Raw genomic sequence first — 13,628 nt, forward strand, 5'->3', positions numbered from 1 at the left:
CCCTATCCCCTTTATATATCTACTTTCTTATTTGTAAATAAGCACGAATCATAAAGTAACTCACTTCATCTGGAAGTTGTTCTTTAATAGATTTTAAACCACCTTCTGCATTTTGCACGGCAGTTTCAATAAGAGGTTCATACTCTGCTGGAACAAAACTTTGCCAATCTACTTCCATACCATCTTCAAAAGAGCGAATTAAATGGTTTTCGATTGTTTGTCTTGAAAGACTACGCTCTTTCGCAATCTCACTTAAATCAATGCCTTGTTTATACATTTCATACGTTTCTAAATGAGAATTTGCTGAAGCTTTCCCTGACTTTTTACGCTCTGAAACCACTTCTGTCTTAATCGTTTCAGCATAGTTTGGATTTTCCTCAATAAAATGCTGAACGGCTTGTAAGAATTGAGAGCCGTATTTCACGAGTTTGTGTTCTCCAATACCTTTTACCGTTAAAAGTTCGGAATCATTTCGCGGCATTTTTGCACACATATCTTTTAATGTTTGGTCAGAGAAAATAACGAACGGAGGTACACCTTCTCCTTGTGCAATTTCTTTACGTACTTCACGCAGCACTTCGAATAAAGGATGATCTTGGACAATTTTCCTTGTCTCTACTCGTTCTTTTCGTAAAACATTCTCTTTACCAAGTAATACCTCTCTCCCTTTTTCCGTTACTTTTAATGTCGGATAAGTACCATGTTCAACTGCGATTAACTCGTCTGAAATTAAAAATTCAATAAACTCACTTACCTCTTTTACACTGCGGTTTGATAAAAGGCCATACGTTGGTAAAGTATGAAAATTAAATTCAATAACTTTCTTATTTTTCGATCCAGTTAATACTTGCGCAATCATTTGTTTTCCAAATCGTTGGTTCGTTCTAATCATACAAGATAAAACCATTTGTGATTCTCTTGTCACATCGATGCTCTCACGTTCATCTGTACAATTACCACAGCGCCCACAATCTTCCTTCGGTTCTTCCCCAAAGTATTGCAAAATAAATGATTGTAAACATTGTTCTGTATGACAGTAATCGGTCATATTTTGCAGTTTTTCTAGTTCATTTGAAAAACGCGATTCTCCTGTTGATTGATCAATTAAAAAGCGCTGTACTTGCACATCTTGAGAAGAATATAACAATATACATTCACTATCTAATCCGTCACGACCAGCACGTCCTGCTTCTTGATAGTAACTTTCCATATTTTTTGGCAACTGATAATGAATAACATAACGAATATTTGATTTATCAATACCCATTCCGAATGCAGATGTCGCTATCATGACACTCACTTCATCTCGTAAAAAGAGTTCTTGTTGCTCATTTCGATCATGATCACTCATACCAGCGTGATATTTCGAAACTGAAACCCCCGCACGCCCCAAATCTTCATACAACTGATCGACTACTTTTCTAGTAGCTGCATATATAATCCCAGATTCCTTCTGATTTTGGCGAATATAATCTGCTAAATACGCATTACGATCCTGTCCTTTAACGACGGAAAACGATAAGTTCTCACGCTCAAACGTTGTCATAATTGTATTCTCTTGATTAATTTCAAGCGTATTGCAAATATCATCACGCACTTGTGGTGTCGCTGTTGCTGTTAACGCTAATACGAGCGGCTTTTCTGGAAGATAATCTAATATACGATGTATATGTAAATAACTTGGACGGAAATCATGTCCCCACTGCGAAATACAGTGTGCCTCATCAATCGCAATCATCGGGATTTTCATATCGATAAGTTGATCAACAAACTCCATTGAATCAAGACGCTCAGGAGCTACATAAAGTAACTTGTAATGCCCTTGTTTCGCTAATTGTATTCTTTGATTTGCTTCTGTAATAGAAATAGAACTATTAATATATGTAGCGGAAATGCCATTCTGTATTAATGTATCTACTTGATCTTTCATAAGTGAAATCAAAGGTGATATGACTAACGTCGTTCCTTCGAATACTAATGCGGGAATTTGATAACAAATAGACTTACCTCCGCCCGTAGGCATAATGCAAACTGTATCTTTCCCATCTAATACATTTTTAATTGTTTCATCTTGTCCTCTTCGGAATGACGAATAACCGAAATAAGACGCTAAAAGTTCTTGTGCTTTTGTAAACAAAAAAGAATCACCTGCTTTTCTTTATCTATCATCTAATTATATTATATATCAAAAAAGTGACGGATGTGGAGAGCATGAATTTTTCAAAATAATCTAAGGAGAGATTTTCCTTATCTTTATCGAATATATACATGATGTACATATAATTTGAGGAGGTTATGGGAATGAAGAATCGTTCTATCAAAACGAAAACTGAAAGTGAACATCCAAAAATTCTAAATAATGATGTGTGGAAATATGAATCTTTTTACAAATATCAGCCTTTATTCAGTTACAAAACGCTATATAATTTCCTTTCTCACCTTTTCAAACGATAATATAAGCAATAGAAATAGTACGCTCACACAAACTTTCTCAATATAAACCTCTCTCTTTTCTCCTAATTAACTAAGCCAGTATAATTATTTTAGTGACCTTTTTCAAACAAAACAAATGATTAGAACTTGAAAAAATAAAATACAAATCCGCTACTTTCATGAAAGTAATTACTATTTCTCAATACACAAATCACAATTCACTTGTTACTATAAAAGTACTCCAGATGAGTTTTTGCTCATCAACATTATCTAGTTAAAGGGATCTGCCGCGGGAAGCAGCTCCCTTTAACTTTTTTATATAGGAGCATTCTCAATTGGACACATTTACCAGGTTTTTTCAAAAGAATTTTATGGTAATATTACCTAGTCGAGTCCGACATCTCGGCAATACCCTTTTGAGGCTCTGCAACTTCCCTTGCAGAGCCTCTTTCATTTCATATTCCGTTAATTCGTATATAAAGATGTTAAACACCTTGTTTTTTCATTTCAAATACCTAGAAATAATCTTGGACACGTAACTAAAAATAAGCCTTTATCATACTTTGAGATATACATGTTCAAAGGAGTGTTACTATTTATGTATTCTTATTGGCAATCGTACTATTCCCCTCATCCTAATCCTTATGAAAACTATGATTTATCCATACGTAATTATCGAATTAGTAAAAACGAGAACTTTTTAAAAGGTTATATGCGTGCCTTATGGGAACAACATGTTACTTGGACGAGATTAGCTATTATTAGCATCATCTATAACTTACCAGATGTAAATGTTACCGTTGGACGTCTTTTACAAAACGCAACACATATGGGACTTTCACTCGAGCCATTCTACGGTGAAAATGCAGTAAAAAAGTATAGTGCATTAATTAAAGACCATTTAGTAATTGCAGCTGATCTTGTTAAAGCCGCGAAAGCTGGCGATCAAAATGCAGCTGCCGCTATTGAAAAAAAATGGTACTCTAACGGTGATGAAATTGTTGAGTTTCTTAACAGCATCAACCCATATATAGAAAAAGAAGAATTTAGAAAAATGTTTTATGAACATTTAGCACTAACGAAAGCAGAAGCACTTGCCTTTCTAAATAAAGATTTTGATGCAAGTGTAAAACTGTACGATAAAATTGAAAAAGAAGCATTAGAAATGGCCGACATGATCACAGACGCAATCGTGAAGCAATTCCCACAAGTATTTCAATAAAAATAAGCCGATTTGAAAAAACAAATCGGCTTATAAAACTTTCTAGCAATGATATTTCACCTCTCCTCTTTACATTTAGTTTATATCGATATATTTTATTAATAGCCGTTTTTATAGGAGGAAATAGTTTGATTAACGCCATTGGTCTCGTTTTTATACTCACAAATAAACACGAGAAAAAGAAGAAAGTTTATCTAAATGAAAAATTCGCATTAATAGACATTATTGATTCTAAGGAAGTATTTGATGATGAAGGCAATCCATTAGTAGAGCTAACATGTAAATACAGTATTTATTTAGATGAAAAATACTACTGTAAATCTCTCGATGATTATACCGGACAAGTATTCCCCTTCTTAAGCGCAAAAATAGGAAAAGGTCTTCTTAGAAACTTAAATTATTACTTTTCTTACGTTGATGCATATGATAAAAAACCACCTGTTAAAGAAATAAGACCACTTATGAAACAAGTAACTAACAGATAGCGAAATCTATTCAAAAAAGAAAGCATCTAACTTCAGATGCTTTCTTTTTTGAATTAATAACTCCTTACTTTTCATCCTCTTCTAATTGTATGTATCCAAGCATATTTTAAATTAAAAACATTGGAGGATTTGACTGAATGAAATACTCAGAAACAATTGTTAGTAAACGGCTTCGAATACTAAAAATGTATGGCATGTTAATCATGCTAATTTTAATCGTATGGCTTGGATATACAAAATTACTTTATGAAAATGGATTTCTTCAAGAAAAGAAAAATTCAGTTGAGGTAATGAATACTAGCATTACAGGAGAAATTGAACAGATTTTTCATGTGAACTTACAAGGGTATCGTAAAACGAACCTTGATAGCATTATAGATGCAAGTAAAACCGATCCCAGCGAACTATCATTAATTGAGCTAATCAATACATCTTGTTCACGAGACTGCATAGGTGAACCATTAACATATGTGAACTCAAACAATGGTTATATCTTTTATAAGGAATCTAATGGAAACAATATAACTTTAAAAATTAAAAAACAAGACACATGGGAAATTGTAAAAAAATCAGTTTATATTGGAATATAAAAGCTTCATAAAAAAGAGTACTTTATTTCAAAGTACTCTTTCAAAAATATTTACCACTTACGGCATTTATCGTCATCATCATCACGTTTACGATTGCAACGGCAATCATCACAATCACAATGACGTTTTCGTCTACAACAACAGTCATCACAATCTCTACGTCTACATCTTCCAAACATTAAATCATCCCAAAATCTATTACAATCTCGGAAATGTCTACAACGACAATTATCTCCCATCAATATGACCCTCCCTTCAATAGTATTCATCATATTCTATGTTTGAAAGTATAAAATGGCTTGTTTACTAGTCTATTTTATAAGCTATATAAGTAGAGCTATAAATATTGTACTTTCTTAATATTCCTTTATATATCAAATAAAGCCCATTACTTGGGCTTTACATTCATGTGTATTTTCTTTCTTCTCGCTTACAATAATATGTAGCTGCTACGTTCACTAAAATCGAACCAAAAACAAGTGCGCTCGTTGTTAGAAACACGTATTCTAATATCGATAAGCTATTAAAATCAATTAATATAAATAATATACCTATACAAACAATACTAGATAAGTTACTTTTAATAACCTTTTTCAATTTTAATCCCATTTTCATACCTTAACATTAGTTATCTATTTTCAAAAGAATATCCATTGTAAAATAATTATTAAATCAAGCTTTTATAAAGTGTAAGACATGAATATCATAATTCCCCTATATTTCTTTCCCTTCCTTCACAGCTCCCTTCAACCTCTGCAACATATACCCAATCCCTTTACATCCCTCTAAAGGGTATGTAATGATTTCTTCTGTATATAATTGTGTCACTACTTTCTTATGCTTTTTCCCTGCAAGTAAAACAATTTCATCAAACTGAAGCAAGCCTTTTTCAATCATCTGTTGTTTTAATTGTTCAATGCTAATAATCTCATCGCTTTTTGAATCAAATGCAAGGTCATAGTTTTCTTTTACAACATCAGTCGGTCTTAAAAATCCATGCTTCGCTGATAATATAACCCAGTCCTCAAAAAACTCAGTTGCGTAGGCCTGACATGCTTTTCCAAATGGACTAATATATACATCTTTTGCCTCCGCCTCTCCGTAATCCTGATACTTATCCCAAATTTTCTTTTTTCCACACGGAATTATGCATAGCCTTTTCATATGTATTTCTTACCTCTTTCATATATAAAATTAATTATTTTGTACATTTTTCTCACAAAATACTATATAATGATTTCGAAAGCGTAAATTACATCTTTTACCATATATGTGCCGTTTTTTATTTCTTTTAAAATTCGCACCCCAATTTCTTTCATTCAACATATTACTTCCTTTTCAAATGTTATAATACTTCATAAAAATTTACACGCCTAATATTTAAAATGTTCTAGAAATGATTCAATATATGAATATATAGATTAAAATATTCCCTAGGAGGTGACCCGCAGTGAAAAATATTATCCCTGCACTATTTGTCTATTTTATCGTTTGTATTATTTCTGTTCTCATTCCAGCATCTGACGGCTATAATACTGTTGGTTGGAAGTTGTTTGTTGGCCAAATATACGCAATACCTATTTTCCTCATTACTGCAATTATTACATTTTATATGAATAAGAAACGATCTTATGAATAAACGTTCAAAAGGATAGCTAATGCTATCCTTGTTTTTATTTAAATATCTTAATAAAACATTAGCTGTCTTTGTATTTTTTTAAGATTTAGCAATAAAAAAGACAAGTAGCCAATCCGACTACTTGTCTTTTCTGTTATCTGTACTCAACCATATTAAGCTTGGAATGCTTCTGTTAATACTGGTACGATTTGTTTTTTACGAGATACAACACCTTTTAAAGTAGCAGTGTTGTTTTCTAGAGATACGTTGTATGCTTTCTCAACAACGTTTGCTGCTTTACCGATCGCAAGACCGACAGAATCGTTAGTTAAGATGTCAGTTACAACGAATAAGAATAGGTCTAAACCTTTTTCTTCTACTACTGCAGAGATAACTTTTTCAAGTTCTGCTTGGTGTACAAGAACGTCGTTTGTATCAACAGCATTTACTTGTGCGATTTCAACTTTCGCGTTACCCATTTGGAATTCTTTAGCGTCAAGAGAGATTAATTGCTCCATTGTTTTTCCGCTTAAGTCAGCACCAGCTTTTAACATTTCTAAGCCGTAGCTATCTGCATCTACACCAGCGATTTCCGCTAATTCACGAGCTGCTGCTACGTCTTGTTCTGTGCAAGTTGGAGATTTGAATAGTAAAGAATCTGAAATGATTGCAGATAACATTAATCCTGCAACTTCTTTACGAATTGCAACGCCATTTTCTTTGTACATTTTGTTTAAGATTGTAGCTGTACAACCAACTGGCTCACAACGGTAGTATATAGGATCGCTTGTTTCAAAGTTAGCAATACGGTGATGGTCAATAACTTCTAACACACGAACAGATTCGATATCGTTAGCACTTTGTTGACGCTCGTTATGATCAACTAAAATAACGTTGTCCACTTCGTTTGCAACTGTCTCAACAAAACGCGGTCCTTCTACTTTAAAATAGTCTAACGCAAATTGAGTTTCACCGCTGATTTCGCCTAAACGTACAGGTTCAGCATTCATTCCTAATTCTTTTTTCAATTCTGCATAAGCAATTGCAGAACAAATTGCATCTGTATCTGGGTTTTTATGCCCGAAAACTAGTACTTTTTCCATGTTTTCCACCTCTTCATGAAAAGGATATCTTAAAGAAGCAAATATGACAATATTTAAAGGCGATTTTTTTATAAATAATTGTACTTTCTTCTATATTTTTCATCTTTTTTTATAAAACAGATCCTCTAAAATGAAATAGATGATCGAAATGAATGTTTCATTAATAAAATAATAAATAGAAAAGGTGTGTTTTGAAAAAGATTGATCAAAACACACCTTACATAAATTCAATTAAACCATTTGTTTATACATAAGGTTGATCTTTTCTTAATCCTCGTACCATTAAATCGTGCAATTGCGAAATTGACAAAGGTAGTCTAATTATCAAATATACCTCTCCCTCTCATATTTGCAGAAACTGGCTCTATTCCTATTTCACGTGCCCATATAGATAACTGGCCGATATGGTGGATTTCGTGGACAATGACATGACGTATTATCTCTCCGTGTGTACATTCAATGACTCGGCGCCTAATTGGTGCGTCTCTAGAGCTAATCGGTTCTTCATTGAAGTCAGTTTCTGAAAGTTTCCGAGAATCCATTTCATTTGTCCAAGAGATCACAAATGGCTTCACTTTCTCGTGGTATTGAACTGAAAGATTTTTCACTTTTTGCAAGCTAGAATAATCTTCAAATTCCGGCTCCTCGGGCACTGGTTCACCGCACAAACCTAAGATCCACATATATTCCACATCTACAATATGAAATAGCGTATGTAGGATACTGCCAAACCCACCGACCCGTTTCTTTAACAGTTCTTCATCCGATATATCTTCACACAATGTAAACCAATCATCACGAACTTGCCAGTTATATTGAAACAGTTTCAACATGACAGCAACCTCCATCTTTTAGATTATCATTTAATATTCACCAAAGGACTGCTAAATCCCTATTAAATAATAACTAAAAAACTGTTTAAACCGTCTGCAAACTGATCCTTTAATTGAACATTCCAGTTGAAGGTAAAGGGTCAAAAAACTAAATCCTTTTATAATATATAACCGTTGCATCTAACTCACCACTCGGAGAAATTGCATACCCTGGTATTTTACCGGATTCTTGATAGTCTAATGACTTGTACAATCTATTAGAAGGATCTCCTTCTCTAGTATCTAACACTAAAAGAGATCTGTTTTCTCGTTTTGCTCTTTCCTCTGCTTTTTGCATAAGTGTACGTCCAATACCGTTACGTCTAAAGTTTGGATGAGTCATTAACTTACAAATTTCGGCTCTATGGATCCCGTTAGGCTTAGTAACTAAATGTAATTGAACACTTCCTGCCACTTCATTGTTTATTTTAGCAACATACAATATCACTTCTGGTGCTAATACAGTTTGCCAATAACCTAACGCTTCTTTTTGTTCAAGTGGAGGTAAAAAACCAATTGACGCTCCATCATCTACTACTGTTTTCAAAAGTTTAGTAAGCTCTTCAATATTGTTTTCTAATTTCTTAATTTCTTCAACTACTAAATTCCCCATTACTTTTCCCCCTTTTATTTTTATTTTAACAATTTTTAAAGCAGGAATAATTAAATATTAAGATGAAATTATTTAAAATATAATTTTTTAGAGAAAGGATACCTATATGGAGTATAGATAGGACGTACGCGAGAGAATAAACGTTAGAATTTGTATGTATGATTCTAAAAAACTTATTTAAAAGTGGAGGAATTGCTTATTAGTAAAATGGGTTTTGACTTAATTAATCATAAAGGTAACTACAATTTTGGATATGAAGATTTAGTGGATATATCTAGTAAGTGTAAATTTTCTAATTGTTCACATACAAATGAAACACACTGTGCGGTTAAAAAAGCTATCTCTGACGGCACTCTTTCCGAAGAGGTAGTTAATAGTTATTATAGAGATTTAAACGAGGCACAATATGTTTCTAAACAGAAGAATAAAACAAAAGCTATCGACTATATGAAACAATTGAAACTCTTTCGAAAAGATTAATAAAAAATCTCCTTAAAATGAAATTTTAAGGAGATAACTCAAATAATTATAATCTCTCAACTTTACAAAAATGTAGATTTACTACAATTCCCACAACTTATTTATTAAAATATCCTGAATTAAATTCACCCTCAGTTAAAAAGATAGAATTTTCAGTCTTTTTATTACGTATTTAAAACTTAACACTATCATCCACTGATACTTTTTCTTTAGAAGTTTTCCTTTCAACCTCTTTACTTCTCTCTTCCCAAAATGTTAAGCCTTCAATCCCCACACTTCTAGGATCAAATACTGGATCTTTCCCTTCCTTTTTCTGCGTTTCATAATCTCTTAATACTTTTAATGCGGTTTTACTTAATAGTAGAATCGCTATAAGGTTTAGCCAGGCCATACTGCCTATGCCTAAATCTCCGAGATTCCATAAAAGTGAAGCTGATTCTACACTACCAATGTAAACCATAATTAGAAACCCAATTTTCAAAACTGGTTTTAACCAGTTATACTTCAGCCCACGATCTAAATAAGTAAGTGTCGTTTCTGCGATATAGTAATAAGCAAGCAAAGTCGTAAATGCGAAGAAGAAGATTGCGATTGAAATAAATATCGGACCAAATCCTGGCATAACAGTTTCAACTGCTTGTTGTGTATAAAGTGGCCCAGCTTCCACATTTCCTATATTTTGTACAATAACACTTTTCCCTTCTGGTATTACATTATACATACCTGTTATTAATATCATAAGAGCAGTCGCTGTGCAAACGACGATTGTATCAATGTATACAGAAAAAGCTTGGACTAAGCCTTGTTTTGCAGGATGCGATACTTCCGCAGCAGCCGAACTATATGTCGCTTCTCCCACACCAGCAACGTTTGAAAATACAGCTCGTTTTACTCCCCACGCAATTGCTGCCCCAACAATTCCACCAAACATTTCATTTACACCAAAAGCACTAGAGAAAATTAAAGCAAACATACTTGGAATTTCTGTTACATTCGCAATTAATACGATACATGTAACAATTACATATCCAATTGCCATAAAAGGTACTAACATTTGAGACACACCAGCAATTCTTTTTACGCCCCCAAATATAATTGCCGCTAGTAGCACAACTAATAGTATTCCAGTTATATATTTGCTAATGCCATTAGAGTTTTCAAATCCAACAGCGATACTACTTGATTGAATACCTGGTAATAATACGCCATATGAAAGTGTCACAACCACTGCGACAATGACTGCAAACCATTTCATTTTTAGGCCTTTTTCAATAAAATATGGTGTACCTCCGCGATATTCATTCCCTACCTTACTTTTATACACTTGAGATAATGTTGATTCAACGAACGCGCTAGCTGCTCCTAAAAGGGCCATTACCCACATCCAAAATACAGCTCCAGGCCCGCCAAAAGCAATTGCTGTTGCTACCCCGGCGATATTACCTATTCCAACCCTTCCCGATAAGGCTAAACAAAATGCTTGGAAGGATGATATTCCCGTCTCCGAGCTCTTCCCTTCAAATAATAGTTTAATCATCTCTTTAAAATAACGAATTTGTAAAAAACGAGTGGCAATTGTGAAATACACTCCTGCTCCTAATGCAAACACAACTAACCCAATACTCCATACTTGCCCTACTAACCACTCTACTAACTGCTCCATCAAAGTCCCCCTCTTAAGTGTTTTGAAAAAGAATATTTATATATAGAAAGCGGACAACCTTTGACTTGCATTCCAGTTGTCCGCTTCTCTTATTTATTCCGTTATTTACGGGCTATAAGACTTCTACTAAATAGAGTTTCACTTAATATTGACCCAAACACTCTTCACTTCAGTATAATTATCAAGTGCATATGAACCTAACTCACGTCCAATACCGGATTGCTTATAACCACCAAATGGTGCAGCAGCATTTTCCAAGTTATAATCATTAATCCATACTGTTCCTGCCTTTAATTTATTAGCAACCTGATGTCCAGTTTTAATATTTTGTGTCCATACGCCAGCAGCAAGTCCGTATGAAGAGTTATTCGCTCTTTCAATCACTTCTTCTGTAGAATCAAATGGAAGTACCACGACAACTGGGCCAAATATCTCTTCCTTAACAATTGTCATATCGTCCGTAACGTCTGTGAATACTGTTGGCTTGACGAAATAGCCCTTTTCAAATGCACGTTCTCCGCCAGCTGCAACAGTCGCACCTTCAGCTTTTCCTTGTTCAATGTAATTCAGCACTCTCTCTTGTTGTTTTTTAGATACGAGTGGACCCATGTCAGTTTCCTTCTCCATACCTGCTCCAAGCTTCACTTCATTTGCCATTTTTACAAGTTCATTCACTACCGTTTCATAATGCTTTCGATGAACGAAAACTCGAGATCCTGCGCTACAATTTTGGCCATGATTGTACATAATACCTTGGAATGCACCGTTAATTGCTTCATCTAAATCAGCATCTTCAAGAATAATATTTGGTGACTTACCACCAAGCTCTAACGTTACATGTTTAATCATTTCAGCAGATTGACGCATAATATACTTTCCAGTAGCAGTAGAGCCAGTAAATGCTATTTTATCAATGTCATGATGATTTACAATTGCCGCTCCCGCTTCTTGGCCAAAACCTGGTACGAAGTTTACAACACCATTTGGAAAACCTGCTTCTTTAAATAACTTCGCTGTGTATAGCAAAGATAAAGGTGTTTGTTCCGCTGGTTTTAGTACAATGGTACAACCTGTCGCAAGTGCAGCTCCCATTTTCCAAGAAGACATAACGAGTGGGAAGTTCCACGGAATAATTTGACCTACAACGCCGACAGGTTCATGACGTGTATAATTTAAATAATCTTTTGAAATCGGAATTGTTTGTCCGACAATTTTTGTTGCCCATCCCGCATAATAACGGTAATTTTCTACTGTTGCGGTAATATCATCATCAAGAGCTACTTGATATGGTTTTCCATTATCTAACGCTTCTAACTGTGCTAATTCTTCTCTATTCTCTTCAATTAAGTCTGCTAGTTTATAAATAAGATGCGCTCTTTCAGCAGTAGTCATTTCTGCCCACGGACCAGATTCAAATGCAAATCTAGCTGCTTTTACTGCAACATCGATATCTTCTTCTTGTGCTTCACATACAACTGCAAGAACATCTTCTGTTGCTGGATTGTATGTTTCAAACGTCTTCCCGCTAATTGAAGGAACGAATTCCCCATTAATAAACATTTTAATTTCTCCGTTTAAAAACGCTTTCACTTTTGGTTTTAGCTCAATGTTTGTCGTTAACATATGCACGCCTCCTTATTTAAACAGCTGTATGAGCTGCGATATTTGATAATATAGTTTGTAGATTTTGATCTTCTTCCACAGTTAATCCTAGTCTAGGATAACGAGAAGGTCCGCCAGCTTGCCCGTGTAATTCCATTGAACGTTTAACGATTTGTACATATTTCCCTGAACCTTCAAGAAACTCGCAAAGAGGTAAAATCGCATCGTTTATTTCCCACGCTTTTTCTAGTTCACCATTTTGGAAATGCTCATACATTTTCGTAACGAGACCTGGAACAATATTTCCAGCTACCGAAACCCATCCCGTTGCACCCACTAAATAAGATTCCATAACTAAATCTTCAGATCCGCAGAAGACTTGAAATGCTCCTTCTCCTTGTCTTACTAAATCTCTCGCTTTACGAATATCTCCACTAGATTCTTTAATATGTGTAACATTTTCACATTCTTTTCCGATTCGAAGCATAAGCTCTGTACTCATATCAACACCAGAAGTAAATGGATTATTATATAACATAATTGGTATATTCACAGCGTTTGAGATTTCTTTAAAATGAAAATAGATTTCCTCTTCTTTCGGTTTACAATAGTAAGAGTTTATAATTAATGCACAATCCGCACCGTTCGCTTCTGCATGTTTCGTATACTCAATCGTTTCTTTCGTTGTCTCTGCTGCAGTTCCAACGATAACAGGAACACGGCCATCAACTTCTTTTAAAACCGTTTCTACCATCTTAAATCTTTCTTCTTTTGATAAACTTACAAATTCCCCTGTGCTTCCGTTAATGATGATACCTGCAACGTTTTGGTTGATAAAGTAATTTACGTTTTGTTTTACCCCATCCCAATTAATCTCTTGTAACTCATCCATCGGTGTTATTAATACTGGAAATGCCCCTTTAATGTTTTGCATATTTATCTCTCCT

The 13,628-nt window shown here is 34.3% G+C and carries 15 protein-coding genes; 5 read left to right on the forward strand and 10 right to left on the reverse strand.

Translation table 11 applies throughout. The features are described 5' to 3' along the window. Positions 1-19: 19 nt before the first annotated feature. Entirely contained in the window at positions 20-2,137 is a 2,118-nt protein-coding gene (gene recQ, locus COI75_RS24940) for a DNA helicase RecQ (RefSeq protein WP_000494251.1), read from the reverse strand. Positions 2,138-3,031: 894 nt separating this feature from the next. Here recQ and COI75_RS24945 point away from each other — a divergent pair. The 3 genes from COI75_RS24945 to COI75_RS24955 all read left to right on the forward strand — a co-directional run bounded on the left by COI75_RS24945 (position 3,032) and on the right by COI75_RS24955 (position 4,730). Then, entirely contained in the window at positions 3,032-3,655 is a 624-nt protein-coding gene (locus tag COI75_RS24945) for a hypothetical protein (protein WP_000287700.1), read from the forward strand. Positions 3,656-3,783: 128 nt separating this feature from the next. Then, entirely contained in the window at positions 3,784-4,140 is a 357-nt protein-coding gene (locus COI75_RS24950; protein WP_000606231.1) for a hypothetical protein, read from the forward strand. A 137-nt stretch (positions 4,141-4,277) separates the two neighbouring features. Continuing rightward, positions 4,278-4,730: a hypothetical protein gene (locus COI75_RS24955; RefSeq protein WP_000877579.1), complete on the forward strand. Its 453-nt coding sequence runs from the start codon at positions 4,278-4,280 to the stop codon at positions 4,728-4,730. A gap of 50 nt (positions 4,731-4,780) precedes the next feature. Here COI75_RS24955 and COI75_RS27500 read toward each other — a convergent pair whose 3' ends face one another. From COI75_RS27500 to COI75_RS24970, 3 genes are all read right to left on the reverse strand, one after another. Beyond that, complete coding sequence (locus COI75_RS27500) at positions 4,781-4,969, reverse strand: hypothetical protein (protein ID WP_080020285.1); 189 nt, start codon at positions 4,967-4,969, stop codon at positions 4,781-4,783. A gap of 166 nt (positions 4,970-5,135) precedes the next feature. Beyond that, positions 5,136-5,327 (reverse strand): hypothetical protein, encoded by a 192-nt coding sequence (locus COI75_RS24965; RefSeq protein WP_033658005.1) that lies wholly within the window; start codon positions 5,325-5,327, stop codon positions 5,136-5,138. Positions 5,328-5,444: 117 nt separating this feature from the next. Continuing rightward, positions 5,445-5,894, reverse strand: coding sequence for a DUF6884 domain-containing protein (locus COI75_RS24970; RefSeq protein ID WP_000824890.1), 450 nt, complete (start codon positions 5,892-5,894; stop codon positions 5,445-5,447). 286 nt (positions 5,895-6,180) lie between these two features. Between COI75_RS24970 and COI75_RS24975 the strand changes: the two genes are divergently transcribed. Continuing rightward, positions 6,181-6,369 carry a DUF4017 family protein gene (locus COI75_RS24975; RefSeq protein ID WP_000789476.1) on the forward strand — a complete coding sequence of 63 codons (189 nt, stop codon included), beginning with the start codon at positions 6,181-6,183 and terminating at the stop codon, positions 6,367-6,369. Between the two features lie 152 nt (positions 6,370-6,521). Here the strand turns inward: COI75_RS24975 and ppaC are convergent, their stop codons facing one another. The 3 genes from ppaC to COI75_RS24990 all read right to left on the reverse strand — a co-directional run bounded on the left by ppaC (position 6,522) and on the right by COI75_RS24990 (position 8,936). Beyond that, complete coding sequence (ppaC, locus tag COI75_RS24980) at positions 6,522-7,451, reverse strand: manganese-dependent inorganic pyrophosphatase (protein WP_000416847.1); 930 nt, start codon at positions 7,449-7,451, stop codon at positions 6,522-6,524. 317 nt (positions 7,452-7,768) lie between these two features. After that, a complete protein-coding gene (locus COI75_RS24985; protein ID WP_000915552.1) occupies positions 7,769-8,284 on the reverse strand; it encodes a DinB family protein in 516 nt (171 codons plus the stop codon). 148 nt (positions 8,285-8,432) lie between these two features. Beyond that, a complete protein-coding gene (locus tag COI75_RS24990; protein ID WP_000527642.1) occupies positions 8,433-8,936 on the reverse strand; it encodes a GNAT family N-acetyltransferase in 504 nt (167 codons plus the stop codon). A 207-nt stretch (positions 8,937-9,143) separates the two neighbouring features. Here COI75_RS24990 and COI75_RS24995 point away from each other — a divergent pair, with 207 nt between their 5' ends. Then, positions 9,144-9,416 (forward strand): hypothetical protein, encoded by a 273-nt coding sequence (locus COI75_RS24995; RefSeq protein WP_000505218.1) that lies wholly within the window; start codon positions 9,144-9,146, stop codon positions 9,414-9,416. 172 nt (positions 9,417-9,588) lie between these two features. On the opposite strand, the gene COI75_RS25000 is transcribed toward COI75_RS24995, so the two are convergent. The 3 genes from COI75_RS25000 to dapA all read right to left on the reverse strand — a co-directional run bounded on the left by COI75_RS25000 (position 9,589) and on the right by dapA (position 13,615). Continuing rightward, positions 9,589-11,079 (reverse strand): alanine/glycine:cation symporter family protein, encoded by a 1,491-nt coding sequence (locus COI75_RS25000; protein ID WP_098448668.1) that lies wholly within the window; start codon positions 11,077-11,079, stop codon positions 9,589-9,591. Between the two features lie 138 nt (positions 11,080-11,217). Then, positions 11,218-12,702: an aldehyde dehydrogenase family protein gene (locus COI75_RS25005; RefSeq protein ID WP_000958336.1), complete on the reverse strand. Its 1,485-nt coding sequence runs from the start codon at positions 12,700-12,702 to the stop codon at positions 11,218-11,220. 16 nt (positions 12,703-12,718) lie between these two features. Next, positions 12,719-13,615, reverse strand: a complete 897-nt coding sequence (gene dapA, locus COI75_RS25010; RefSeq protein ID WP_001179594.1) for a 4-hydroxy-tetrahydrodipicolinate synthase — start codon at positions 13,613-13,615, stop codon at positions 12,719-12,721. Between the last annotated feature and the right edge of the window lie 13 nt (positions 13,616-13,628).

Source organism: Bacillus cereus (assembly GCF_002564555.1).
GTDB lineage: Bacteria > Bacillota > Bacilli > Bacillales > Bacillaceae_G > Bacillus_A > Bacillus_A cereus_K.

Coding starts and splice junctions, on each gene's coding strand:
- COI75_RS24945 (WP_000287700.1), top strand. CDS start 3,032: ATGTATTCTTATTGGCAATCGTACTATTCCCCTCATCCTAATCCTTAT.
- COI75_RS24955 (WP_000877579.1), top strand. CDS start 4,278: ATGAAATACTCAGAAACAATTGTTAGTAAACGGCTTCGAATACTAAAA.
- COI75_RS27500 (WP_080020285.1), bottom strand. CDS start 4,969: ATGGGAGATAATTGTCGTTGTAGACATTTCCGAGATTGTAATAGATTT.
- COI75_RS24970 (WP_000824890.1), bottom strand. CDS start 5,894: ATGAAAAGGCTATGCATAATTCCGTGTGGAAAAAAGAAAATTTGGGAT.
- ppaC (WP_000416847.1), bottom strand. CDS start 7,451: ATGGAAAAAGTACTAGTTTTCGGGCATAAAAACCCAGATACAGATGCA.
- COI75_RS24985 (WP_000915552.1), bottom strand. CDS start 8,284: ATGTTGAAACTGTTTCAATATAACTGGCAAGTTCGTGATGATTGGTTT.
- COI75_RS24990 (WP_000527642.1), bottom strand. CDS start 8,936: ATGGGGAATTTAGTAGTTGAAGAAATTAAGAAATTAGAAAACAATATT.
- COI75_RS24995 (WP_000505218.1), top strand. CDS start 9,144: ATGGGTTTTGACTTAATTAATCATAAAGGTAACTACAATTTTGGATAT.
- COI75_RS25000 (WP_098448668.1), bottom strand. CDS start 11,079: ATGGAGCAGTTAGTAGAGTGGTTAGTAGGGCAAGTATGGAGTATTGGG.
- COI75_RS25005 (WP_000958336.1), bottom strand. CDS start 12,702: ATGTTAACGACAAACATTGAGCTAAAACCAAAAGTGAAAGCGTTTTTA.
- dapA (WP_001179594.1), bottom strand. CDS start 13,615: ATGCAAAACATTAAAGGGGCATTTCCAGTATTAATAACACCGATGGAT.